Genomic DNA, 24,354 nt, shown 5'->3' with positions numbered 1-24,354 from the left:
CCTCTCCCACACTTGAAAGTACTCACAATTCAAACTGTGGGAGGGGCTTGCCCTCGATGGCAGGCGACGCGGTCTCAGGTAATCGGCGCCGGGTTGAACAAGGTGATGTCGTTATGCAGCTTGTGATGCTCCGCCCAGGTCTGCTTCTTACCGCTGGCCACGTCCAGGTAGAAGTGGAACAACTCCCAGCCCAACTCTTCGATGGTCGCGCGCCCGGTGGCAATGCGCCCGGCGTCGATATCGATGAGGTCCGGCCAGCGCTGCGCCAGCTCCGTACGCGTCGAGACCTTCACCACCGGCGCCATCGCCAGCCCGTAAGGGGTCCCACGCCCGGTGGTGAACACATGCAGGTTCATCCCCGCCGCCAGTTGCAAGGTACCGCACACAAAATCACTGGCCGGCGTGGCACAAAAGATCAAACCCTTGCCCTTGAAGCGCTCGCCAGGGCCCAGCACGCCGTTGATCGCGCTGCTGCCGGACTTGACGATGGAGCCCAGGGACTTCTCGACAATGTTCGACAGCCCGCCCTTCTTGTTGCCTGGCGTGGTGTTGGCACTGCGATCCGCTTCACCCTTGGCCAGGTAACGGTCGTACCAGTCCATTTCCCTGACCAACTCTTCGGCAACTTCCTTCGTCTCTGCGCGCGAAGTCAGCAGGTAAATGGCATCCCGCACTTCGGTGACTTCGGAAAACATCACCGTTGCCCCGGCCCGCAGCAACAAATCCGAGGCATAGCCCAGCGCCGGGTTGGCGGTGATGCCGGAAAACGCATCACTGCCGCCGCACTGCATGCCCAGGATCAACTCGGACGCCGGCACGGTTTCCCGGCGACGCTGGTCGAGCTTTTTCAGGCGCACTTCGGCCAGTTCCATGATCTGTTCGATCATTTCGGTAAAGCCATGGCTGGAATCCTGCAACCGATACAGCCACGGCTCGCTGAGGTCGACGGAGCTGTCGTTGTCATGCATCACCTGCCCGGCCTGCAATTTCTCGCAGCCCAGGCTGATCACCAGGGCTTCGCCGCCCAGGTTCGGGTTGCGCGCCAGGTTACGCACGGTACGGATCGGGATGTAGGCATCCGTCGCGGTGATCGCCACCCCGCAGCCGTAGCTGTGGGTCAGCGCCACCACGTCATCGACGTGGGGGTACTTGGGCAGCAATTCGTCCTTGATGCGCTTGACCGCATGGTCCAGCACGCCCGTCACACACTGCACCGTGGTGGTGATGCCGAGGATGTTGCGCGTGCCCACGGTACCGTCGGCGTTGCGATAGCCCTCGAAGGTAAACCCCTCCAACGGTGCCTGGGTTGCAGGCACCTCGGTGGACAGCGGCAAGCTGTCCAGCGGTGGCGCGGTGGGCATGCGCAGTTGATCTTCCTGGACCCAACTGCCGCGCGGAATCGGCGCCAGGGCGTAACCGATGGTCTGTCCGTAGCGAATAATCTGACCGCCTTCGGGGATGTCTTCCAGGGTCACTTTGTGGCTCTGGGGGATGAAATCCACGGTCACCAGGCCGTCCGGGAACTCCGTCCCGGCCGGTACGCCCTGGTCGTTGACCACGATCACTACGTTGTCGCGCTCGTGCAGGCGGATGGAGCGCGGCGAGTCGGCATGTTCAATCAACTGCATCACGGGGCCTCTCAGGAATGCGCTTCGGTTAGGTTGGTCAACTCAGGCCCCTTGCTTGGCGGCTCTTTGAGTACTACACGCTTGATCGGGCCGACGATGACCAGATAGCTGAACACCGCCACCAGCGCGTTGGCGCCGACAAATACCAGGGCCCACTTGAACGAGCCGGTGGTGCTGATGATGTAGCCGATGACAATCGGCGTGGTGATCGACGCGAGGTTACCGAAGGTGTTGAACAAGCCGCCACTGAGACCGGCGATTTGTTTCGGCGAGGTGTCGGACACGACCGCCCAGCCCAGTGCGCCAACGCCCTTGCCGAAGAAGGCCAAGGCCATGAAGCCCACCACCATCCATTCAACGTCAACATAGTTGCACGCGATGATGCTGCTGGAGACCAGCAGGCCGGCAATGATCGGCGCCTTGCGGGCGAACGTCAGCGAATGGCCTTTGCGCAGCAGGTAGTCGGAAATCACCCCGCCCAGCACGCCACCGATAAACCCGCAGATCGCCGGCAACGAGGCGATGAAACCGGCCTTGAGGATGGTCATGCCGCGGTCCTGCACCAGGTACACCGGGAACCAGGTCAGGAAGAAGTAGGTAATACCGTTGATGCAGTACTGGCCCAGGTACACGCCAAGCATCATGCGGTTGGTCAGCAACTGACGGATGTAATCCCACTTCGGACCGTCGGTTTTCTTACCCTTGCCCTTGTCCTGATCCATATCGACCATCGCGCCATTGGCGGCGATGTGATTGAGCTCGGCTTCGTTGATCATCGGGTGCTGGCGCGGGCTGTGGATAACTTTCAGCCAGATCAGCGAGAACACGATGCCGATCACGCCCATCACGATAAACACGTGCTGCCAGCCGAAGCGGTAGACGATCCAGCCCATCAACGGCGCGAACAACACCGTGGCGAAGTACTGCGCCGAGTTGAAGATCGCCGAGGCCGTACCGCGCTCGGCGGTCGGAAACCAGGCAGCAACAATGCGCGCGTTACCCGGGAAGGACGGCGCCTCAGCCAGGCCCACCATGAAGCGCAGCATGAACAGTGCAACCACTGCGGTGGAGACACCGAACTCACCGACGTAGCCTTGCAGCACGGTGAACAGCGACCAGGTGAAGATGCTCAGGGCGTAGACTTTTTTCGAGCCGAATCGGTCCAGCAGCCAGCCGCCGGGGATTTGCCCGGCCACGTAGGCCCAACCGAATGCGGAGAAGATATAACCGAGGGTGACCGCGTCGATGCCGAGGTCTTTTTGCAGGCTGGAGCCCGCGATTGCGATGGTGGCCCGGTCGGCGTAGTTGATCGTGGTCACGAGGAACAGCATGAGCAGGATCAAATAGCGGACATGGGTCGGCTTGGTCGCTTGCATGTAGAAGTACTCCCACTAATTATTTTTTTTGCGGGTAATGGTTTTCTGTTTTTGTCGTGGGGACCGGCAGGCCTCCGGCCCCACTGGGTGTTGCGTATTACGAACCGATGTAGCTGGTTTTCACCACGGTGTAGAACTCCTGCGCATAGCGACCCTGCTCCCGCGAGCCATAGGACGAGCCTTTACGGCCACCGAATGGAACGTGGTAATCCACACCTGCCGTCGGCAGGTTGACCATCACCATCCCCGCCTGGGAATGACGCTTGAAGTGGTTGGCGTACTTCAACGACGTGGTGGCAATGCCCGCCGACAAACCGAACTCGGTGTCGTTGGCCATGGCCAGTGCCGCCTCGTAGTCCGCCACGCGCACGACGTTGGCGACCGGGCCGAAGATCTCTTCACGGCTGATACGCATGGCGGCTTCGCTGTCGGCAAACAGCGTCGGCGCCAGGTAGTAGCCTTCGGTGTCGCAGGTGACCAGGCCGCCACCGCTCACCAGCCGCGCACCTTCGCTTTGGCCGATGTCGATGTACTTCATGTCCTGGTCCAGTTGGGCCTGGGAAACCACCGGGCCGATGTCGGTGCCGCTTTTCAGCGCGTGGCCGACCTTGATCGACTTCATGCGCTCGGCCATGGCCGCGACGAACTGGTCGTGGATACCGGCGGTGACGATCAGGCGGCTGGACGCCGTGCAACGCTGGCCGGTGGAGTAGAACGCGCTCTGTACCGACAGCTCGACGGCCTGCTTGAGGTCAGCGTCGTCAAGAATGATCTGCGGGTTCTTGCCGCCCATTTCCAACTGCACTTTGGCTTGGCGCGATACGCAGCTGACAGCGATCTGGCGACCCACACCGACGGAACCGGTGAAGCTGATGCCGTCGACTTTCGGGCTGTTGACCAGCACATCGCCCACCACACGGCCGCTGCCCATCACCAGGTTGAACACACCGGCAGGGAAGCCGGCGCGGGAGATGATCTCCGCCAGGGCCCAGGCGCAGCCCGGTACCAGTTCAGCCGGCTTGATCACCACGCAGTTGCCGTAGGCCAGGGCCGGGGCGATTTTCCAGGCTGGAATGGCGATCGGGAAGTTCCACGGGGTGATCAGGCCGACCACACCCAGGGCTTCGCGGGTGACTTCCACGTTGACGCCCGGGCGTACCGACGGCACGTAGTCGCCGGACAACCGCAGGCATTCACCGGCGAAGAACTTGAAGATGTTACCGGCGCGGGTCACTTCGCCGATGGCTTCCGGCAGGGTCTTGCCTTCTTCACGGGCCAACAGGGTGCCAAGTTCTTCGCGACGGGCGAGGATTTCACTGCCGACTTTATCCAGGGCATCGTGGCGAGCCTGGATCCCGGAAGTGGACCAGGCCGGGAATGCGGCGCGGGCGGCGTCGATGGCGGCGTTGACCTGGGTGACGTCGGCCTTGGCGTATTCACCAATGACATCGGACAACTCCGACGGGTTGAGGTTGACGCAGTAGTCGGCGCCGGCAACCCATTCACCGTTGATGTAGTTCTCAAAACGCTTTACTTGGGACACGAATCTTCTCCTGACGCAAAAGGCCGCTGATTGCTCAGCGGCCTTGTGGATAATTTATTGCGGACCTTGCTTGTCGATCAGCGCGGCCAGGGCTTCGTATTCTTCCGGCAGCAGATCGGTCAGCGGCGTGCGCACAGGGCCTGCGTCATAGCCGACGATTTTTGCACCCGCCTTGACGATGCTCACGGCATAACCGGCCTTGCGGTTACGGATGTCCAGGTACGGCAGGAAGAAGTCGTCGATGATCTTGGCGACGGTAGCGTGATCGTCCTTGGCAATGGCGTGGTAGAAATCCATCGCGGTCTTCGGGATGAAGTTGAACACCGCCGAGGAGTACACCGGTACGCCCAGGGCCTTGTAGGCAGCGGCGTAGACCTCTGCGGTCGGCAGGCCGCCGAGGTAGCTGAAACGATCGCCCAGACGACGGCGGATCGACACCATCAACTCGATGTCACCCAGGCCATCCTTGTAGCCGATCAGGTTCGGGCAGCGCTCGGCCAGGCGTTCCAGCAGTGGAGCGGTCAGGCGGCACACATTGCGGTTGTAGACCACCACACCGATCTTGACCGATTTGCACACCGCCTCAACGTGGGCGGCAACCCCGTCCTGGCTGGCTTCGGTGAGGTAGTGCGGCAGCAGCAACAGGCCTTTGGCGCCCAGGCGCTCGGCTTCTTGCGCGTACTCGATGGCCTGGCGGGTCGAACCACCGACACCGGCGAGGATCGGCACGCTGGTGGCGCAGGTATCAACGGCGGTCTTGATCACTTGGGAATATTCGCTGGCGGCGAGGGAGAAAAACTCACCAGTGCCACCCGCTGCGAACAAAGCAGTGGCGCCGTAAGGGGCCAGCCATTCCAGGCGCTTGATGTAGCCCGCTTGGTGGAAGTCACCCTGGGCGTTGAAATCGGTCACCGGGAAAGACAGCAGACCGTGGGAGAGGATGGACTTCAGTTCTTGTGGATTCATTATTCGAACACCCTGGGCGAAGACTTTCTATTGAAAGGTTGTTGGTTTTGTTGATGTCGTACGTCATCGTACAACTATAAATAATTTCGTCAACTGCAATTCATCGGCGTTGTGCACTTGAGGGCGTTGAAAGGCTTGGGCAGCGCTGTTCTTGACGTAGGAAATTATTCCTCTATGCTCGGCATAGCTGTATATACATACAGCATCCAAGGAAGATTCCTACGACATAGCAAGGAGCTAACATGTCAGGTCCTGAACTCGCAGCACCCGCAAAAAAACCGCCTACCCTGCGCTTCGAAGGCGGTGAACACACCGCCATCGGCGACGATACGCTGTTGCGCTTCAGCAAGGACGCCCCGGCAATCCCCGCGCGGCAAGTCGAACTGCACCTGCCCAACGGGCTGGCACTCACCTACGGCCAAGTGATCGCCCTGGGCGGTGACTTTTATGGCATCCCCGGCCAGCCCATCAACGAAGGCACCTCACCTGCCGATCGCATGCAACGTTTCAGCGCCGCGTTCAACTCACTGGCCGTGCTGCCAGCCTCGCGGGACGAAGCGCCGAAGATCCTGGCGGTGATGCAAAAAGAGATCAACGCGGTCAACCAGGCGATCAAGGACGGCAAGCAAGCCCATGAAGCCTATGATGCCCTGGGTGATACGTTGTCCGAGGAATGGAACCGCATCACCGGTGGCGGCAGCGCGGTGTCGGCACTGATCCCACTGGGGCGTTACCTGAAACTGGCGGCGGACAACGCCGACCACTTCGGCGAATGGGCGCTGGCGGCCTACCTGGCGGGGCATGCAGCCGCCTTGCAACAGGCTGTAGTGGCCCACCAGACCGGTACCGATCAGGCATTGGAACTGGCCTACGCCATGAACGGCTTTGCCGATCACTTCTTGACCGATCTATTTTCTGCCGGCCACCTGCGCGTGCCGCGCAAACAGCTGGCGGCGGTCGTCACACCGGGCGAACTGGGCTCGCTGATCAGCCGCTTCATGCACGATGAAGACAGCAAATTCGGGCTCAAGGTGCGCAATGCGCTGGGGGATGAGTGGCATGCCTATGGGGATAAACGCTACTTCGACGCCATTGATGCGGCAAATCGGTTGCAGGTCAAACGTGCGGTGCAGGTTTCGGCGGATGAGATCTTCGAAACCTTTATCAGCGGCGCGGCGCGCTCCCCAGCCGACTTCAAGGCGCCACTGTATGTGCCGGATCTGAATGCCGCGCAGAACCCGGCGAATAACTTTTCGCCACTGTTCAAGATGGAGGGAGACAAAGTGCTGCGTCGCAAGGAGGTCAGTGACCTGAACGACAAGCACTGGACCAATGACTGGTGGGGGTGGAGTACGTATTTGTTGCTTAAGGACTACAAGCCGAATACGCCAGCTTGATCAACGCCGTTTGTCGCGACTGTGATTTCTAACAGTTTCGGACAATGCCGTAGCGGTGGATAAGTTTGCTCAGGAGCCAGAAACACGGCTCCTGAATTGATCCGCTACTGTGTGGCAGCCACGGAGGTTTCATCATGGAAAATCCAGTCCCCGGCCTAAACATTCCTGTTACAGAGCCTTTTTACCAAGCGGAGGTTAGCCTTTCCAAATTCACAGGGCCTCTGGTAGCCAGTATTCCAAACGATGCCAAGCTCTTTCCGGAGGGCACTGTATACGCGATTCTGGGTGCAGATCCGGAAGAGCCTGCCTGGAGGGGAGCCAAAGTCAATGCAGGCAGATGGCAGGCGAGCACGGGGCAATATCAACAATCTGCGAATCTGAAAGTCGAGATTCCAAAAGAAGCCTTAGAGCGATTCACGAACCAAACCACATTGCTACGCTATCAAACCATCGGTGAATCCAGCATGTCGGTCAGCTCTGAGCCAATTTCGCTGACCATCAGCAAATAGCTCAACCGCGCTGCGCCTCCGCCTCTTCATGAGCATGGCGCAGCCGCTCACGGCTATTGGTCAGGTGCAAACGCATCGCCGCCCGCGCCGCATCCGAATCCTGGCGGGCAATCGCCTCATAAATCTCTTCGTGTTCGCGGCTCAGGCGCCCCATGTAGTGCTGGTGATCATCATGGGCCAGCCGTGCCGAGTTCAGGCGCGTACGCGGGATGATGCTGGTGCCCAGGTGGGTCATGATGTCGGTGAAATAGCGGTTGCCGGTGGACAACGCAATTTCCAGGTGGAATGCGAAGTCCGAGGCCACCGCATCACCGGCGTGCGCCGCGCTTTCATTCAGGGCATCGAGGGCCGCGCGCATGGCGGCCAGCTGTTCATCGCTACGGCGCAGTGCGGCCAGCCCGGCGGATTCCACTTCCAGGCTGATCCGCAGTTCGAGAATCGCCAGCACGTCACGCAGGGTCACTACGGTGGCCGGGTCGATGCGAAAGCCGCTCGGGCTCGGCGTGTCGAGCACAAAGGTGCCGATACCATGACGGGTTTCCACCTGCCCCGCCGCCTGCAAGCGGGAGATGGCCTCGCGGACCACGGTGCGGCTGACGCCATGGGCGTCCATGATCGCCGATTCGGTGGGCAGCTTGTCGCCACGTTTGAGTTGACCATCACGGATCTGCTCGGACAGCACCGTGACCAATTCCTGGGCAAGGCTGCGGCGCTTGCGGGGAAGACGAGGGGCGGTGCTGGCGTTTTCCATGTGGAATCATCTATCTCGGTGGACTAAAACAGCATCATAGCCCATGGCGGTTGTACGATCACCGTTTGTACCGCACTTTCATGTACAAGCGGGCAGCTTTCAGCTCCCGCCGTATAGGGCTCCCGTGAAAAGGGGGGGCAAATTCGAACATAACGCGTGGCTACTTCACGCCTGGGTCTTAGTGCCAAACGTTCTCGCCCACCTGGCAATTATGACAGCAGACAGTTTTCCATCCCCGTAGCAGATTAAAGCCTGTTCCAGCAAACAGGTGACGGGTGATGAAACGCACAGGCTGGTATTGCACAACGATTGTCTGGCTGCTGGCATGCGCCGTCCACGCTGCGTCGCCGAGTGTGCGCAATGGCGGTGGCGAAGACATCCTGCTGCAGGGTTTCCACTGGAACTCCAGCCGCAATACTCCGCAGAAATGGTATGAGGTGCTGGCACAAATGGCCCCCACTATCGGCCAGGACGGCTTCACCAAAATCTGGCTGCCGCCCGCCTGGACCGATCAATCCAGTTGGAGCGACGTGCCATCGGGAACGTCCGGGGCGGTGAAGGTTACTTCTGGAGCGACTTCGACAAGAACAGCCAATACGGCAGTGACAGCCAGCTCAAACAAGCGGTCGCTGCCTTGGCAGGTGCCGGCGTGCAAGCGATATACGACGTGGTGCCCAACCATATGAACGACAAGCTGCCAAGTAAACAGATACGCTTTCCCAGGGGGCTCAAGCTGTGGCGCGATGACTGCACAGCCCCCGCGGTCTGTGATGAGGGCGACGCGTTCATGAGCGGCTCGGCCGACCTCAACACAAGCAACTCGGAAGTCTCGCAGCGCTTCATGCAGGAATTCAGGAACCTGCGGGACAACTACAGCGCCAAAGGCTTGCGCTTCGATTTTGTGCGCGGCTACGCGCCGGAGCGGGTCGATGTGTGGATGAAAAACTTTGGTGACCAAGCGTTCTGCGTCGGCGAGCTGTGGAAAGCCCCCGGCGAGTATCCGGCGAACGACTGGCGCAGCCAGGCCAGTTGGCAGGATGCGTTGAAGGACTGGTCGGATCGGTCCCACTGCAGCGTGTTCGATTTTGCCCTCAAGGAGCGCATGCAAAATGGCAGCTTGGCCGAGTGGCGTCATGGCTTGAATGGCAATCCCGAACCGGCATGGCGGCAAATCGCGGTGACCTTTGTCGACAACCACGACACCGGTTATTCGCCAGGGCAATACGGCGGCCAGCATCATTGGCCCCTTGCCGACCCGCAACGCAATATCGCCTATGCCTATATCCTGCTGAGCCCCGGTACGCCGACTGTGTATTGGCCCGACATGTACGACTGGGGCCGCGGCGACCTGATCCGCAAGCTGATCAGCCTGCGCAAGGACGCCGGCATCAGGGCCGATTCACCCATCAGTTTCCAGACCCACTATTCCGGATTGGTGGCCACCATCCAAGGCAGCCGCAAGCGCCTGCTGATCGCCTTGGACTCCGACCTTTCCAAGGTGCCTGACGGCTTCAGCCCGGCCCTGTTTGCGGACGGGCAGCGCGTCCGCTCGTGGCAGGCCGCCCCGGCACCTTCCGACACCACGACCACCTTGCACTGCGACAACGCCAGGCAGGAGCTCGGCCAGGCAGTCTACGCAGTGGGGTCGCCTATCGAACTCGGCGCCTGGGACCCGGCCCACGCCATCCCACTGCAATCCGGCGCATCCAATCGTTGGAGCGGCACTGTCGTATGGCCGACGCAGCAAGACATCAAATGGAAATGCCTGATCCGCAGCCTGAGCAATGTCAACGAGGTCTACTGGCAAGGCGGCTCCGACAATCAGTTCACCACGGGAGCCGCCAGCGAAACAGCGGGGAGTTTTTGACAAAAAAATGCCCCGGCAGAGCCGAGGCATTTTTTAACGCAGGCCCGAAGACTTACGCATTTTACTTCACCACTTTCAGACTCGGCCGACCGCTTGGACGCGGTGGCTCGGTATCCGGTGGCGGCACATCATCGCCGTCTTCGTTTTCAATCGCTTCGTCGTCCTCGAAAGGCGACTCCAGATCGAACACCATGCCTTGGCCGTTCTCCCGGGCATAGATGCCGAGGATAGCGCCAATCGGCACGAACAGCGTATGCGGCACACCGCCGAAACGCCCTTCGAAGCTGACCGCTTCATTGTCCATGTGCAGGTGGCGCACGGCGCTGGGTGATACGTTCAACACAATCTGCCCGTCACTGGCAAAACCCTGCGGTACCTGAACCGCAGGAAATTCGGAATTGACCAGCATGTGCGGGGTGCAATCGTTATCCACAATCCACTCATAGAGCGCGCGGACCAGGTAAGGTCGACTGGAGTTCATCAACGGCTCCTTAAGCCTTAGCGCATATCGCGTTCGACACCAGACAGACTTGCCTGGAAAGCCTCACGCGCAAACTGGCGCTCCATGTAATCAAGCAACGGCTTGGCCGGCCGTGGCAGTTCAATGCCCAGAATCGGCAAGCGCCAGAGTATGGGTAATAGGCAGCAATCCACCAAGCTTTGTTCCTCACTGAGGAAAAAAGGTTTATCGGCGAACAACGGCGAAACACCGGTCAGGCTCTCGCGCAATTCCTTGCGCGCCTGCACCCGAGCGGCTTCTTTGCTGCGGGTATCCAGGATCAAATCCACCAGCCCGCACCAATCTCGCTGGATCCGATGGATCAGCAGGCGGCTGTTGGCACGGGCCACCGGATATACCGGCAACAAAGGCGGATGCGGGTAACGCTCATCCAGATATTCCATCACCACGGTTGACTCCCACAACGCCAGGTCACGATCGACCAGGGTGGGCAAGCTGCCGTAAGGGTTCACTTCGATCAGTTTCGGCGGATGACGACCCGCCTCCACACTGATGATCTCGGCGCTGACACCCTTCTCTGCGAGTACGATGCGTACTCGGTGGGAATAGTGGTCGGCGGGGTCGGAGTAACAGGCCAACCGATTGGTCACGCCCATGGCGGTCCTCCTCGCTTGTTGAAATTATGGAAAGCTCAAAAACGAGCGCGCCCAGAAAGCATCTCTGCAGCCTCTGGAAAGTCCAGGTCGCTACGGGTTAGAGATGCCGCTGGGCGCGCAAGATTAACAGCAATTGCTTACGGTTGGATCAATGCACATCCTTCCAGTATTCGCGTTTAAGCAGATAAGCGAATACGAAGAAGAAAGCCAGGTACAGCAAGACATACGTCCCGATGCGCTGGTGTTGCAGTTTGACCGGGTTGGCCGAATAGGCCAGGAAGGTCACCAGATTCTTGACCTTCTCGTCAAACTGCTCGTCAGTCAACGAACCAGGGGTTTCTATCTTCAGTTGATCGCACGCTTCATGAGTCAAAGGCGTACCGGTCAACGGATCATATTGCTTCTTGCCGTCTTCGACGACCTGAACCTGCTTGCATCCTACCACTTGCTTGCCTTGCAGGCCGACCAGAACGTTAGGCATGCCGACGTTCGGGAACACACGGTTGTTCACGCCATAAGGGCGCGCCGGGTCCTCGTAGAAGGATTTCAGGTAGCCGTAGAGCCAGTCGGTGCCGCGTACACGTGCCACCAGAGTCAGGTCAGGCGGTGCTGCACCGAACCAGGTCTTGGCGTCGGCAGGCTTCATGCCGATATTCATGTGGTCGCCGATCTTGGCACCGGTGAACACCAGCTTCTCCAGCATCATTTCATGGGGGATACCGAGGTCATCGGCCACCCGCTCGTAACGCTGGAACTTGGCACTGTGGCAGCCCATGCAGTAGTTGGCGAACGTACGCGCGCCGTCTTGCATAGCCGCCTTGTCAGACACGTCGATATCGACTTTTTCCAGTTCCGGGCCGCCGTGCTCGGCAGCGAAGGACAGTAGCGGCAGCGCCGCAAGCATCAATGCAACGAATAATTTTTTCATCAGCCAGTCACCCTTTCCGGAACCGGTTTGGTCTTCTCGAGCCGGGTGTAGAACGGCATCAGAATGAAGTAGGCGAAGTACAGGAAGGTGCAGACCTGCGACAGCAGCGTACGCTCCGGGGTCGGCGCCAATACGCCCAACACGCCCAGAATCACGAATGCAATGCAGAACACCCACAGCCAGATTTTGCTCAGCCAGCCTTTGTAGCGCATGGACTTGACCGGGCTTCGGTCGAGCCACGGCAACACGAACAGCACCGCAATGGCCGCGCCCATGGCGATGACGCCCATGAGTTTGTCGGGGATCGCCCGCAAGATCGCGTAGAACGGCGTGAAGTACCAGACCGGGGCAATGTGCTCAGGTGTCTTGAAGGCGTTCGCCTGTTCGAAGTTAGGCTTCTCGAGGAAATAACCACCCATTTCCGGGAAAAAGAACACGATCGAGCAGAACACGAAGAGGAACACGACCACGCCGACAATGTCTTTCACGGTGTAGTACGGGTGGAACGGAATGCCATCCAGCGGGATACCGTTCTCGTCCTTGTGCTTCTTGATGTCCACGCCGTCAGGGTTGTTGGACCCCACTTCGTGCAGCGCCAGGATGTGCAGCACCACCAGGCCCAGGATCACGATCGGCAGCGCCACGACGTGCAAGGCGAAGAAGCGGTTCAGGGTGATGCCGGAGATGAGGTAGTCACCGCGGATCCACTGGGTCAGGTCGTTGCCGATGACCGGGATCGCACCGAACAGCGAGATGATCACCTGGGCGCCCCAGTACGACATCTGGCCCCATGGCAGCAGGTAGCCCATGAAGGCTTCCGCCATCAGCGCCAGGTAGATCAGCATGCCGAACACCCACACCAGCTCGCGGGGCTTCTGGTACGAACCGTAGAGCAAACCACGGAACATGTGCAGGTAGACCACGATAAAGAACGCTGAAGCGCCGGTGGAGTGCAGCAGGCGCAGGATCGAGCCGTACTCGACGTCACGCATGATGTATTCGACGGAAGCAAACGCCTCTTCCGCCGACGGGGTGTAGCTCATCGTCAGCCAGACACCAGTAACGATCTGGTTGACCAGCACCAGCAGTGCCAGGGAGCCAAAGAAGTAGAAGAAGTTGAAGTTCTTCGGGGCGTAATACTTGCTGAGATGGTCTTCCCACATTTTAGTAGCAGGGAAGCGTGCATCCACCCAATCCATGAACTTGCTCATCACGCGTTCTCCTTATCGAGGCCAATGACAATGAGGTCGTCAGTTTCGTAGGTATGCGGAGGCACGGGCAGGTTCAAGGGAGCGGGCTGGGACTTGTAGACGCGTCCCGCCAAATCGTAGTGGGAGCCGTGGCAGGGGCAGAAATAACCACCGACCCAGTCTTTACCCAGATCGACTGGGGCAACTTCCGGGCGGAAAGTGGGTGAGCATCCCAAGTGGGTACACAGGCCGACCAGCAGCAGAATCTCTGGCTTGATCGAACGTGCTTCGTTTTTGGCGTAGGCGGGTTGGTCGGATTTCTCAGATTTGGGGTCAGACAACTGGCCTTCGATCTTTTTCAGATTTCCCAGGATTTCCTCCGTACGACGAACAATGAATACCGGCTGGCCGCGCCACTCAGCAATCATCTGCTGGCCTGGTTCGATCTTGCTGATATTCACCTTCACCGGTGCACCTGCGGCTTTCGCCTTGGCACTGGGAAACCATGACCCCACGAACGGGACCGCAGCCCCCACCGCTCCTGCAGCACCCACCACGGATGTGGCTGCTACCAAGAAGCGACGCCGGCCTGCATTCACGCCGTCATTGCTCATTCAGTCCTCTCCCATCAGCTTTTTGGCCTGTTAAATCAGGCGTCTACTAAGTATTAAATCTGAACTTATAAAAATTTTGCCGAATGGTAATGAAAAGCCCCACGTCTGACAAGGGAATTGCCCGGGGCTCCGCCTCCAGGCCTTGTAGTATAGGGGGTCTACGGATGTGGCAAGTTGTCACGGTGAAAAATGTGCATAAATCGCAGGCAATAAAAAACGCCCAGCTCCGTAAGGAGGCTGGGCGTTTTTGTGGAACGTAAAGCGAATTAACGCTTCGAGTACTGCGGACGCTTACGCGCTTTACGCAGACCGACTTTCTTACGTTCAACTTCACGGGCATCGCGAGTCACGAAGCCAGCTTTGCGCAGAGCGCCACGCAGGGTTTCGTCGTACTGCATCAGAGCGCGAGTGATACCGTGGCGGATTGCGCCAGCTTGACCACTTACACCGCCACCGATAACGGTGACGTAGATGTCGAACTTTTCAACAGTCTCGGTCAATTCCAGCGGCTGACGAACTACCATGCGGGCAGTTTCGCGACCGAAGAAGTTATCCAGAGTGCGGTTGTTGATCGAGATGTTGCCAGTGCCCGGACGCAGGAAAACGCGTGCGGTTGCGGTTTTGCGACGGCCAGTGCCGTAATTTTGAGTCGCCGACATAATGAACTATTCCGTTAAAACTTCAGTTCTTGGGGCTGCTGAGCAGCATGAGGGTGTACAGCGCCCGCATAGACTTTCAGCTTGCGAAACATATCGCGACCCAGTGGGCCCTTCGGCAGCATGCCTTTGACCGCGATTTCGATCGGGGCTTCAGGCTTCTTGGAGATCAGGCCTTCAAAGTTGGAAGACTTGATACCGCCTGGGAAACCGGAGTGACGGTAGTACATTTTGTCTTGCGCTTTGTTGCCGGTAACACGTACCTGCTCAGCGTTGATGATCACGATGTAGTCACCGGTGTCAACGTGAGGGGTGTACTCAGGCTTGTGCTTGCCACGCAGACGGCTGGCGACTTCAGTGGCCAGACGACCCAGGGTCTGACCAGCGGCGTCGACGACAAACCAGTCGCGCTGAACTGTTTCCGGTTTTGCAGTAAAAGTTGTCATTCTTTAATAGCCTCAGGGGCCGCCCTGTAAATTAGACGGCGGATCTTACTGAATAGTGCTTACTTTGACAAGTCAAAGGCAGCCGGATACAGACGCTATCGGGGGCTCGGGTCGGCGCGTCCGTTCAACGGCAAGATTCTTCGGCAGACGGCGCATCACTTCCACTGCAGAAAGAGGTGGGCAATTATGCAGATTGCGAAAAAAAATTCAACCTGCTTTTATGATTGTTTTCCCTGAAGGAGTACCCGATGGATTATCGACAGCTGGGCCGTACGGATCTGAACGTGAGCGCGATAGCCCTGGGCACCATGACCTGGGGCGAGCAGAACAGCGAGGCAGAGGCCTTCGCGCAGATCGAAAGGGCCAAGGCGGCGGGGATCAACTTCCTCGACACCGCAGAAATGTACCCGGTGCCGCCCAAGGCCGACACCTATGCCACCACCGAGCGTTACATCGGTAATTACTTCAAAAGCCGCGGTGACCGTGCCGACTGGATCCTTGCCAGCAAGATCGCCGGCCCCGGCAACACCATCGACTACATCCGCGACGGCCACCTGCGCCACAACCGCAAGCACATCGTCGAGGCACTGGACGCCAGCCTCAAGCGCCTGCAAACCGACTGGATCGACCTCTACCAGTTGCACTGGCCGGAGCGCAGCACCAACTTCTTCGGCCAACTGAGCTACAAGCACAAGGACGAAGACGACCTCACCCCGCTGGAGGAAACCCTCGAAGCCCTGGACGAGCAGGTCAAGGCCGGCAAGATCCGCCATATCGGCCTGTCCAATGAAACCCCGTGGGGCACCATGAAATTCCTGGCCCTGGCCGAAGCCCGTGGCTGGCCCCGCGCGGCATCGATCCAGAACCCCTACAACCTGCTAAACCGCAGCTTTGAAGTGGGCCTGGCCGAAGTGGCCATCCGTGAGCAATGCGGCCTGCTGGCTTACTCACCCCTCGCGTTCGGCATGCTCAGTGGCAAGTACGAAGGTGGCGCACGCCCGGCCAAGGCGCGCCTGACCGAGTACAGCCGCTTCAGCCGCTACTTCAACCCGCAGTCGGAGGCGGCGTGCAGCCGTTATGTGGCACTGGCGCGGGAGCATGGCCTGGATCCGGCGCAGATGGCGTTGGCGTTTGTGACCCAACAACCGTTCGTGACCAGCAACATTATTGGCGCCACGAACCTGGAGCAACTGGACAGCAACATCGCCAGTGCTGATCTGAAGCTGTCGAAGGAAGTACTGGAAGGGATTGAGGCGATTCAGAAGGATCATCCGAATCCTGCGCCTTGATTGATCTGTAGAGCGCTATCGGGGGCTTGCCCCCGATGACGCATTCAAGACCCGCAAAAATCACAGCGCCCGCGCAATGATCTCCTTCATGATCTCGTTGGTCCCCGCATAAATCCGCTGCACCCGCGCATCCGCCCACGCCCGCGCAATCGGGTATTCCCACATGAAGCCGTAGCCGCCGTGCAACTGCACGCACTCATCCAGCACCTTGCATTGCAGGTCCGTGGCCCAGTACTTGGCCATCGCGGCAGTGGGCACATCCAGCTTGCCTTCCAGGTGCAACGCCATGCATTTGTCGACGAACACGCGGCCGATCTGAATCTCCGTGGCCATCTCCGCCAGCTTGAAACGGGTGTTCTGGAAGTCGGCAATCGCCTTGCCGAACGCCTTGCGCTCACGGGTGTATTCCAAGGTCCACTGCAACGCCGCCTCGGCAGATGACAGCGCGCCAATTGCCACCGTCAGCCGCTCCTGGGGCAACTCCTGCATCAAGTAGGCGAAGCCCATACCCGCCTGGCCCAGCAGGTTTTCCTTGGGCACCCGCACGTCCTGGAAAAACAGCTCCGAGGTGTCCTGGGCCTTCATGCCGACCTTCTCCAGGCGCTTGCCCTTGGCGAAGCCGGGCGTATCGGCTTCCACCAGAAACAGGCTGGTGCCCTTGGCACCGGCCTTGGGATCGGTCTTGGCGACCACGATCACCAGCTCAGCCAGGTACCCGTTGGTGATAAAGGTCTTGGAGCCATTGATCACGTACTCATCACCGTCCAACACGGCGGTGGTCTTGACCCCTTGCAAGTCGGACCCGGCACCCGGCTCGGTCATGGCGATGGCCGTGACCATCTCACCGGAGATCAACTTGGGCAGGTACTTGTGTTTCAGCGCTTCACTGCCGTAATGCAGGATGTAGGGCGCGACTATGTCCGAATGCAGGGAAAAGCCGATGCCAGTCAGGCCCAAGCGACTGATCTCTTCGATCACTACCGCGCTGTAGAGAAAGTCCGCGCCCAGCCCGCCGTACTCCTCCGGCAGATGGGAACACAACATCCCCGCCTCCCCCGCCTTGCTCCACAGGTTACGGTCGATGTAGCCCTGTTTCTCCCATTGCCCGTGAAACGGTGCAGCGTCTTTTTCAAGAAAGGTGCGCACGCTCTGGCGGAAGAGTTCGTGCTCCGGGCTGAACAAGGTTCTCGGAATCATGGGTCACCTGCGTGGATTGTCGGACAAGGACGAGCCCACAGAGCCTATGCCCCGATGGCGTCACAGGACACTGGACACATGCGACAAAAAATAAGACGATCCAGCCGTCTGGTGACCACTTTCCCCTATAAGAATAAATGAAATTATGTCTAACCAAATCTCCACGCCGTTGCGGCGCGTCAGCATTTTGGCCATTGATCGGGTATTCGCTTCAACCCTGATGCAAGCCAAGGACTTCTTCCATCTCGCCAGCCTGCGTTATGGCAAACAGCAAGGCCTGGGCCTGACCCCAGCGTTCGAAACACGCCTGGTGAGCCCCGACGGAAAATCGGTGCGCAGCTTCAGTGATGTGATCATGCCGGTGGACGGCGGCCTGGAAGACGCCGACATCATTGTGCTTCCTGCCTTCTGGGATGACTTCGATGCCCTGTGCGCGCGCTACCCGCAAGTGCTGCCATGGCTGCGCGAACAGCATGCACGGGGCGCGGTACTCTGCGGCGAAGCCACCGGGGTGTTCTGGCTGGCTGAAGCCGGCCTGCTCGACGGCAAGGAGGCGACCACCTACTGGCGTTTCTTCAACGCCTTCAGCGAACGCTTCCCCAAGGTCCAGCTCAACCAGGACAAGCACCTCACCGACGCCGACAACCTGTATTGCGCCGGCGGCACCACCTCGGCGTGCGACCTGTATATCTACCTGATCGAACGTTTCTGCGGCGCCAACATCGCCCAGGCCGTGGCCCGCGACATCCTCTACGAAGTGCAGCGCAGCTATTCACCCGGGCGTATCGGTTTTGGCGGCCAGAAGCTGCACCAGGACGTGATCATCCTGCAGATCCAGCATTGGCTCGAGGAGCACTTCGCCGACAAATTCCGCTTCGAAGACGTCGCCCGGGAACACGGCATGAGCATCCGCAACTTCATGCGCCGCTTCCAGACCGCCACCGGCGACAAGCCGCTGCACTACCTGCAACGGCTGCGTATCGAGACGGCCAAGGGCCTGCTCTCGGGCAGCCGCAAGAGCATCAAGACCATCAGTTATGAGGTGGGTTACGACGATGCGAGTTTCTTTGCGCGGTTGTTTCGCCAACACACCGAGTTATCGCCGAACCAATACCGCCAGCAATTCCAACAGGCTGCGTAAGCAAATGTGGGAGGGGGCTTGCTCCCGATAGCGGTGGATCAGTCAGTGCATCTGTTACTGAAAGACCGCTATCGGGGACCTACATCGGTCTCAGGGTTTGTGCCCGCGCGACAGGAACTCGTGGGACTGCATTTCGAGCAAGCGGCTCAATGTCCGTTGGAATTCGAAGTTCAAGCGCCCGCCGGTGTACAGGTCCTTGAGTTCAACTTCCGCCGAGATGATCAACTTGACGTTACGGTCGTAGAACTCGTCGACCATGTTGATAAACCGTCGGGCGATGTCGTCGGTGGTGACGCTCATCTGCTCCACGCCGCTGAGGATCACCGCGTGGAAGATCTTGCCCAGTTCGATGTAGTCGTTCTGGCTGCGCGGGCCGTCGCACAGTTGGCGGAATTCGAACCAGGCCACGTCATCGCAGGTACGCAGGGCGATGATTTCGCGGTTCTCGATCATCAGCTTGTCGTTTTCCACCGCCTGGGTGCATTCCGGCGTAAGGGCGCGGAAGCTTTTGCGCAGGCTTTCATGCGCCGCTTCGTTCAGCGGGAAGTGGAACAACTCCGCTTGCTCGAGGTGACGCAGGCGGTAGTCGACGCCGCTGTCGACGTTGACGATCTCGGTGTTCTGCTTGATCAGCGCGATGGCCGGCAGGAAGCGCGCGCGCTGCAGGCCGTCCTTGTACAAGCCGTCGGGCACGATGTTCGAGGTGGCGACCAGGGTCACGCCGTTCTTGAACAACTCTTCCATCAGGGTGCCGAGGATCATGGCATCGGTGATGTCGGAGACGAAGAATTCATCGAAGCAGATCACCCGCGCTTCATCGGAAAAACGCTTGGCGATGATGGTCAGCGGGTTTTTCTCACCCGGCAGGGTCTTCATCTCTTCGTGCACGCGCTTCATGAAGCGGTGGAAGTGTGTCCGTACCTTTTCCTTGAACGGCAGCGCTTCAAAGAAGGTATCGACCAGGTAGGTCTTGCCCCGGCCTACACCGCCCCAGAAATACAGGCCCTTGACCGGCACGTGGTCTTTCTTGCCGAACAGCTTGCTGAGCATCCCCGGCTTGCTCTGTGAGGCCGCGACCAGGTCGTCGTACAGGCGCTGCAAATGACGCACCGCCGTTTCCTGGGCCGCGTCATGGAAGAATTCAGGGCGTTTCAGATCAGCTTGATATCGTTCTAGGGGCGTCATAATTTCGTTAGCAAGGCAACAAAAACGGGCCGTCACTGTAACGACGGCCCTGGATAATGGCAATCAACCCTTGGTCGGGTTAATCCTCGATTGGGGTCAACGCGATGCGCAAGGCTTCGATGGCGGCATCACGGGATGCGGCATCGGCGAACTCGGCGCTGTCGGCCACTGCGGCGCCGTCCAGCCATACGCTGAAGCTCAGGGCTTCGCTGCGTACGTCCAGCGCAGCGCCACTTTGCAGTTGCTTGGTCACCGCGCCGGCCGCCTTGCCATCGGCAAAATTGCGCGACAGCAGCAGCTGCTCGCCATCGGCGGCCAACAGGCGGAAGCGGAAGCTGCCGTCGTCTTCACGGAAGCTCACGAAACGCGCGGCTTTCGCGGCTTTCTTCTTGGTCGCAACCGGCGCCGCAGCCTGGTTGACGAACGAACGCAGGCCCACCGCTTCACGCAACTCGGCCAGGAATGGCGCGGCCACGGCACGGGCTTTCCTGGCGCCGACCTGCAACAGGTCCTCCATGTCCGACGGGCGTGACATCAACTGGTGGTAACGCTCGCGCGCTTCGCCGAGCTGACCATCAAGCAGCTGGAACAGACGGTTCTTCGCCTCGCCCCAGCCCAGGCCTTGCAGCAGGTCGACGCGGAACGCTTCTTCCTGGGTCTTGCTGGCAAACGCCTGGTAGAGGGTGAACAGGTGCGAGTTGTCCGGATCCTTGGGTTCGCCGGGCGCGCGGGAGTCGGTGACGATCCGCGAGATGGCGTCTTTCATGTCCTTGGCGCTGGTGAACAACGGGATGGTGTTGTCGTAGCTCTTGGACATCTTGCGACCATCCAGGCCCGGCAAGGTGGCAACGCTTTCCTCGATCAACGCCTCGGGCATGGTGAAGAATTCTTTACCGTTGCCGAACAGGTGGTTGAAGCGCTGGCCGATGTCGCGGGCCATTTCCACGTGCTGGATCTGGTCGCGGCCCACCGGCACCTTGTGCGCGTTGAACATCAGGATGTCCGCCGCCATCAGCACCGGGTAGCTGTACAGGCCCATGGTGATGCCCGCATCCGGGTCCTCGCCGGTCTCCACGTTCTTGTCCACCGAGGCCTTGTAGGCATGGGCGCGGTTGAGCAGGCCCTTGGCGGCGACGCAGGTCAGCAGCCAGGTCAGCTCGGGGATTTCCGGGATGTCGGACTGACGATAGAAGGTCACCCGGTTCACATCCAGGCCACCGGCCAGCCAGGTCGCCGCGATTTCCATACGCGAACGCTGGATGCGCTGCGGGTCATCGCATTTGATCAGGGCGTGGTAGTCGGCCAGGAAGTAGAAGGAATCGGCATTGGCATCCTGGCTGGCCAGGATCGCCGGGCGGATCGCACCGGCGTAGTTGCCCAGGTGCGGCGTGCCGGTGGTGGTGATGCCGGTGAGGATACGGGTACGAGTCGTCATGGGTAATCGCTTATCAGACTGCTATCAATTCGAGAGGCGCGGCAGCACCAGATCCTTGAGATCGGTGAGCTTGCCATGAAAAAAGTGCCCGCATTCTGCCACTTTCAGCAGCTCATGGGGGCGTTTCAAGGCGGCGGACCAGTCGTAGACGGTTTGCGGGTCGACCACTTCGTCGGTTTCCGGCTGGATCAAGGTCAACGGGCAGCTGTGGGGCAGCACATCGGTATCGCGCAGGCGCATCACCGCCGCCGCGACCATGAACAGGTGCGCGAGCTTTTCGCCTTTGGCTTCCAGGCGGCCGCCGAGGCTGGCCGCCACGTAGCCGCCAAAGGAAAAACCGAGCAGGGTGATCGGCAGGTCGGGGTGCTTTTCACGCAGCCAGGTGGCAGCCGCTTCGGCATCGTCCACTTCACCGGTGCTCATGTCGTGGGTGCCAGCACTCGCGCCGACGCCGCGATAATTGAAACGCAAAGTAATCAACCCGGCATCGCGAGCCGTGCGTTGCAGGGTCGAAACGACTTTATTGAGCATGGTCCCGCCCTGCACCGGATTAGGGTGGCAGATCAGCGCCAGGCCACGTGGCTCGGGGTGATCCAGGTACAGGGCTTCCAATTGGCCTACCGGGCCATCGATCAAAACGGGGGTTTCACGCATGAGCAAGGAATGAACTCCGTGACCTCTCAAAGGGTCGACTCGTCTAGCTAAAAGTCTGTGCATGGCATCATTGCGAGCTTAATCGCGGTATACAGCGCAGGTTTGAGCCGTTAACGTAAAGCAAAGCCGTTTATAGAGGAAGGACTCGTGGAACACTCGCTCTTAGTTTGGTTGTTGCCGACTCTCGCCTTGGTTGCCGGTGTCGCCATTGGATTCCTGGTTGCCCGCCTGCTGCCGAATGCCGCGCCTAACCGCACGCAGCGTCAGTTGGATGACATTCAGGAACGTTTTGACAGTTATCAGAACGAGGTTGTTACCCACTTCAACAGCACCGCGACCCTGGTCAAGAAACTCACCCAGAGCTACCAGGAAGTACAGGATCACCTCGCCGATGGCGCAAACCGCCTGGCCCTCGACGACATCACCCGCCAGCGCCTGCTGGCCGCGCTGCATTCCGATGCACCGCAAACTCCACGGGAACGCCTGACTCCCCCCGGGAAAACCAGGAGCCGCCACGGGACTACGCGCCAAAAACGCCAAACGCCCCAGGCATGCTGGATGAGCATTACGGCTTGAAGAAGTAAGTTATTTTCAAGCAATAGAAAAGCCCGGTTGATCGCTGATCAACCGGGCTTTTTGTTGGGCACCATTCTCCAGAACAAGGGGCCTCAGGCCACAGGTTGCTCTTGAAGCCACCCACCCTCGATCCGCACATGCCGCCCATGGAAGCGCTTGAGGCTGCTGCGATGGCCGACGCTGACAATGCTCAACCCCGGCAATTCATCAATCAACGCCTGATACAACGTCGCCTCATCTTCTTCATCCATCGCCGACGTCGCCTCGTCCATGTACAGCCATTGCGGCGCGAACAACAAGGCACGGGCAAAGGCCAGGCGCTGTTGCTCGCCGGGCGAGAGCATGCGTTGCCAATGGTTGGCTTCGTCCAGGCGCTCCACCAGGTGCGGCAGGCGACAGGTTTCCAGGACCTGTGCATAACGTTCTGCCGAATAGACGCTGTCGTCCTGTGGGTAACTCAACACCGCCTTGAGTGTGCCGATCGGCAGGTAAGGCTTCTGCGGCAGGAACAGGTAACGCCTGGCCGGCAGGCGGATGCTGCCGTGACCAGCCGGCCACAGATGCCCCATGGCGCGCAGCAAGGTACTTTTGCCGCTGCCGGAACGGCCGCTGAGCATGACGCGCTGGCCCGGTTCAACGATCATGTTGGCGTCGGTCAGCAGGTGGCGACCATCCACCAGGTTCAAACCCAGGCCTTGCACCACAAGACGCTCGCCTTCAGCGCTGACGTCGATGGCAGCTGGGCGCTGCTCGTTTTCACGCATGGCCTGCTGAAAACTCAGTAGACGATCGCTGGTCGCGCGCCAGCCGGCCAGGTCGGCGTACGCGCTGATAAACCAGCTGAAGTTGCCCTGCACGTTGCCGAACGCCGAGTTGATTTGCATCAGCTCGCCCAGTTCGATCTTGCCGGAAAAGTAGCGCGGGGCAGCCACGATAAACGCAAAGACGATCGCAATCTGTTCGTAGCCGGCAGTGAAGAACGTCAGGCGCTTGGACACCTTCATGATGTCCCAGTAGTTATGCCAGACCTTCCCGAACCGCGCGCTCAAACGCTGATTCTCATTGGGTTCGCCGTTGTACAGGGCGATGCTCTCGGCATTCTCCCGCACTCGTACCATGGAGAAACGCAAGTCCGCTTCGAAGCGTTGCTGCTGGTTGCTCAAGCCGATCAAACGACGACCGATCAGATGGGTCAGCCAACTGCCGACACCGGCATAGACCAATGCACACCAGAACATGTAGCCGGGGATGGTGATACCGAACACTTCAATACTGCCGGACACGCCCCACAGGATGATGGAGAACGACACCAGGCTGACCACATTGCGCAACAGCCCAAGGCCAAGACTCAGGGTGTTCAGGGTAAAGCTGTTGAGGTCTTCGGAAATCCGCTGGTCCGGGTTATCGGTGTAGCCGCCCTGCTCGAGCTGGTAGTAGTTCTTGTTGCCAAGCCAGCGGGCAAAATACTTTTCGGTGAGCCATGCACGCCAGCGAATGGTCAGCATCTGGGTGAGGTAGAGACGGTAGACCGCGCCGAGAATCGCCACCGTGGCGATACCGCAGAAGTAAACGATCTGTTGCCAGAAGGCCGCGGTGTCCTTGTTTTCCAGGGCGTTGTAGAAGTCCTTGTACCAGTGGTTGAGCCACACGGAAATGGCCACGCTGAACAGCGACAGGCCAATCACCACGGCGAGCAACAACCAGGCCTTGCCCTTCTCTTCACTTCGCCAATAAGGCGTGATCATCCCCCAGGTTCGGCGAAAAAATTGCCCACGCACAGCGTCATTGACCGCAGAGTACTCAGCGTTCTGATTCATCGTTCAGGCTCGTAGGGAGGAAGGCAGGCGTTTGAACCGATCATAGGTGATCGGTTCAGGGTTCCGTGCGGCC

The 24,354-nt window shown here is 59.5% G+C and carries 22 protein-coding genes and 1 pseudogene; 6 read left to right on the top strand and 17 right to left on the bottom strand.

Translation table 11 applies throughout. The features are described 5' to 3' along the window. Nucleotides 1-74: 74 nt before the first annotated feature. The 4 genes from garD to kdgD form a co-directional block, all read right to left on the bottom strand. Nucleotides 75-1,628 carry a galactarate dehydratase gene (gene garD, locus NIBR502773_RS19870; RefSeq protein WP_141157856.1) on the bottom strand — a complete coding sequence of 518 codons (1,554 nt, stop codon included), beginning with the start codon at nucleotides 1,626-1,628 and terminating at the stop codon, nucleotides 75-77. A gap of 11 nt (nucleotides 1,629-1,639) precedes the next feature. Then, nucleotides 1,640-3,004 carry an MFS transporter gene (locus NIBR502773_RS19865; RefSeq protein ID WP_027604835.1) on the bottom strand — a complete coding sequence of 455 codons (1,365 nt, stop codon included), beginning with the start codon at nucleotides 3,002-3,004 and terminating at the stop codon, nucleotides 1,640-1,642. A 97-nt stretch (nucleotides 3,005-3,101) separates the two neighbouring features. Continuing rightward, nucleotides 3,102-4,547 carry an aldehyde dehydrogenase family protein gene (locus tag NIBR502773_RS19860; protein ID WP_027604836.1) on the bottom strand — a complete coding sequence of 482 codons (1,446 nt, stop codon included), beginning with the start codon at nucleotides 4,545-4,547 and terminating at the stop codon, nucleotides 3,102-3,104. Between the two features lie 54 nt (nucleotides 4,548-4,601). After that, nucleotides 4,602-5,513 carry a 5-dehydro-4-deoxyglucarate dehydratase gene (gene kdgD, locus NIBR502773_RS19855; protein WP_027604837.1) on the bottom strand — a complete coding sequence of 304 codons (912 nt, stop codon included), beginning with the start codon at nucleotides 5,511-5,513 and terminating at the stop codon, nucleotides 4,602-4,604. A gap of 242 nt (nucleotides 5,514-5,755) precedes the next feature. Here kdgD and NIBR502773_RS19850 point away from each other — a divergent pair, with 242 nt between their 5' ends. Further along, nucleotides 5,756-6,910 carry a phospholipase gene (locus tag NIBR502773_RS19850; protein WP_141156748.1) on the top strand — a complete coding sequence of 385 codons (1,155 nt, stop codon included), beginning with the start codon at nucleotides 5,756-5,758 and terminating at the stop codon, nucleotides 6,908-6,910. 134 nt (nucleotides 6,911-7,044) lie between these two features. Beyond that, nucleotides 7,045-7,419: a hypothetical protein gene (locus NIBR502773_RS19845; protein WP_141156747.1), complete on the top strand. Its 375-nt coding sequence runs from the start codon at nucleotides 7,045-7,047 to the stop codon at nucleotides 7,417-7,419. A gap of 1 nt (nucleotide 7,420) precedes the next feature. Here NIBR502773_RS19845 and NIBR502773_RS19840 read toward each other — a convergent pair whose 3' ends face one another. Next, nucleotides 7,421-8,170, bottom strand: coding sequence for a FadR/GntR family transcriptional regulator (locus tag NIBR502773_RS19840; RefSeq protein WP_053131606.1), 750 nt, complete (start codon nucleotides 8,168-8,170; stop codon nucleotides 7,421-7,423). 520 nt (nucleotides 8,171-8,690) lie between these two features. On the opposite strand from NIBR502773_RS19840, the gene NIBR502773_RS19835 reads away from it, so the two are divergent. Continuing rightward, nucleotides 8,691-10,037 carry a glucan 1,4-alpha-maltotetraohydrolase domain-containing protein gene (locus tag NIBR502773_RS19835; RefSeq protein WP_257228019.1) on the top strand — a complete coding sequence of 449 codons (1,347 nt, stop codon included), beginning with the start codon at nucleotides 8,691-8,693 and terminating at the stop codon, nucleotides 10,035-10,037. A gap of 61 nt (nucleotides 10,038-10,098) precedes the next feature. Here NIBR502773_RS19835 and NIBR502773_RS19830 read toward each other — a convergent pair whose 3' ends face one another. From NIBR502773_RS19830 to rplM, 7 genes are all read right to left on the bottom strand, one after another. After that, complete coding sequence (locus NIBR502773_RS19830; RefSeq protein ID WP_065938513.1) at nucleotides 10,099-10,518, bottom strand: ClpXP protease specificity-enhancing factor; 420 nt, start codon at nucleotides 10,516-10,518, stop codon at nucleotides 10,099-10,101. A 17-nt stretch (nucleotides 10,519-10,535) separates the two neighbouring features. Next, the gene (locus NIBR502773_RS19825; RefSeq protein WP_049710008.1) at nucleotides 10,536-11,153 is read right to left on the bottom strand and encodes a glutathione S-transferase N-terminal domain-containing protein; all 618 of its coding nucleotides are present in this window, start codon (nucleotides 11,151-11,153) and stop codon (nucleotides 10,536-10,538) included. Nucleotides 11,154-11,301: 148 nt separating this feature from the next. Beyond that, a complete protein-coding gene (locus NIBR502773_RS19820) occupies nucleotides 11,302-12,081 on the bottom strand; it encodes a cytochrome c1 (protein WP_027604842.1) in 780 nt (259 codons plus the stop codon). Further along, entirely contained in the window at nucleotides 12,081-13,292 is a 1,212-nt protein-coding gene (locus NIBR502773_RS19815) for a cytochrome bc complex cytochrome b subunit (protein ID WP_003171746.1), read from the bottom strand. The genes NIBR502773_RS19820 and NIBR502773_RS19815 overlap by 1 nt, the downstream gene beginning before the upstream one ends. Continuing rightward, nucleotides 13,292-13,885, bottom strand: coding sequence for a ubiquinol-cytochrome c reductase iron-sulfur subunit (petA, locus tag NIBR502773_RS19810; RefSeq protein WP_027604843.1), 594 nt, complete (start codon nucleotides 13,883-13,885; stop codon nucleotides 13,292-13,294). Before petA ends, NIBR502773_RS19815 begins: the two co-directional genes overlap by 1 nt. A gap of 266 nt (nucleotides 13,886-14,151) precedes the next feature. After that, the gene (rpsI, locus tag NIBR502773_RS19805) at nucleotides 14,152-14,544 is read right to left on the bottom strand and encodes a 30S ribosomal protein S9 (RefSeq protein ID WP_003171743.1); all 393 of its coding nucleotides are present in this window, start codon (nucleotides 14,542-14,544) and stop codon (nucleotides 14,152-14,154) included. Nucleotides 14,545-14,558: 14 nt separating this feature from the next. Beyond that, on the bottom strand, nucleotides 14,559-14,987 hold the full coding sequence (gene rplM, locus NIBR502773_RS19800) for a 50S ribosomal protein L13 (RefSeq protein WP_003171742.1): 429 nt from the start codon (nucleotides 14,985-14,987) through the stop codon (nucleotides 14,559-14,561). Between the two features lie 248 nt (nucleotides 14,988-15,235). Here rplM and NIBR502773_RS19795 point away from each other — a divergent pair, with 248 nt between their 5' ends. After that, nucleotides 15,236-16,276 carry an NADP(H)-dependent aldo-keto reductase gene (locus tag NIBR502773_RS19795; protein ID WP_141156746.1) on the top strand — a complete coding sequence of 347 codons (1,041 nt, stop codon included), beginning with the start codon at nucleotides 15,236-15,238 and terminating at the stop codon, nucleotides 16,274-16,276. Between the two features lie 60 nt (nucleotides 16,277-16,336). Here NIBR502773_RS19795 and NIBR502773_RS19790 read toward each other — a convergent pair whose 3' ends face one another. After that, nucleotides 16,337-17,473, bottom strand: a complete 1,137-nt coding sequence (locus tag NIBR502773_RS19790) for an acyl-CoA dehydrogenase family protein (protein WP_065938511.1) — start codon at nucleotides 17,471-17,473, stop codon at nucleotides 16,337-16,339. Between the two features lie 220 nt (nucleotides 17,474-17,693). On the opposite strand from NIBR502773_RS19790, the gene NIBR502773_RS19785 reads away from it, so the two are divergent. Next, on the top strand, nucleotides 17,694-18,614 hold the full coding sequence (locus NIBR502773_RS19785) for a GlxA family transcriptional regulator (RefSeq protein WP_177414171.1): 921 nt from the start codon (nucleotides 17,694-17,696) through the stop codon (nucleotides 18,612-18,614). A gap of 90 nt (nucleotides 18,615-18,704) precedes the next feature. Here the strand turns inward: NIBR502773_RS19785 and zapE are convergent, their stop codons facing one another. From zapE to NIBR502773_RS19770, 3 genes are all read right to left on the bottom strand, one after another. Further along, complete coding sequence (zapE, locus tag NIBR502773_RS19780; protein WP_027604847.1) at nucleotides 18,705-19,799, bottom strand: cell division protein ZapE; 1,095 nt, start codon at nucleotides 19,797-19,799, stop codon at nucleotides 18,705-18,707. Nucleotides 19,800-19,878: 79 nt separating this feature from the next. Then, nucleotides 19,879-21,234, bottom strand: a complete 1,356-nt coding sequence (locus NIBR502773_RS19775; protein ID WP_141156744.1) for a tryptophan--tRNA ligase — start codon at nucleotides 21,232-21,234, stop codon at nucleotides 19,879-19,881. Nucleotides 21,235-21,258: 24 nt separating this feature from the next. Further along, nucleotides 21,259-21,888 carry an alpha/beta hydrolase gene (locus NIBR502773_RS19770; RefSeq protein WP_065924314.1) on the bottom strand — a complete coding sequence of 210 codons (630 nt, stop codon included), beginning with the start codon at nucleotides 21,886-21,888 and terminating at the stop codon, nucleotides 21,259-21,261. 147 nt (nucleotides 21,889-22,035) lie between these two features. Between NIBR502773_RS19770 and NIBR502773_RS19765 the strand changes: the two are divergent. Continuing rightward, nucleotides 22,036-22,472, top strand: a pseudogene (locus tag NIBR502773_RS19765) (YhcB family protein). A gap of 84 nt (nucleotides 22,473-22,556) precedes the next feature. Here NIBR502773_RS19765 and NIBR502773_RS19760 read toward each other — a convergent pair. After that, entirely contained in the window at nucleotides 22,557-24,281 is a 1,725-nt protein-coding gene (locus NIBR502773_RS19760; RefSeq protein WP_115486623.1) for an ABC transporter ATP-binding protein/permease, read from the bottom strand. Nucleotides 24,282-24,354 lie beyond the last annotated feature (73 nt).

Origin of the sequence: Pseudomonas sp. NIBRBAC000502773, assembly GCF_006517195.1 — a bacterium.
GTDB classification, from domain to species: Bacteria; Pseudomonadota; Gammaproteobacteria; order Pseudomonadales; family Pseudomonadaceae; genus Aquipseudomonas; species Aquipseudomonas marginalis.
Note: the sequence above shows the minus strand (reverse complement) of the source record. Positions and strands in the feature narration are given on the sequence as shown.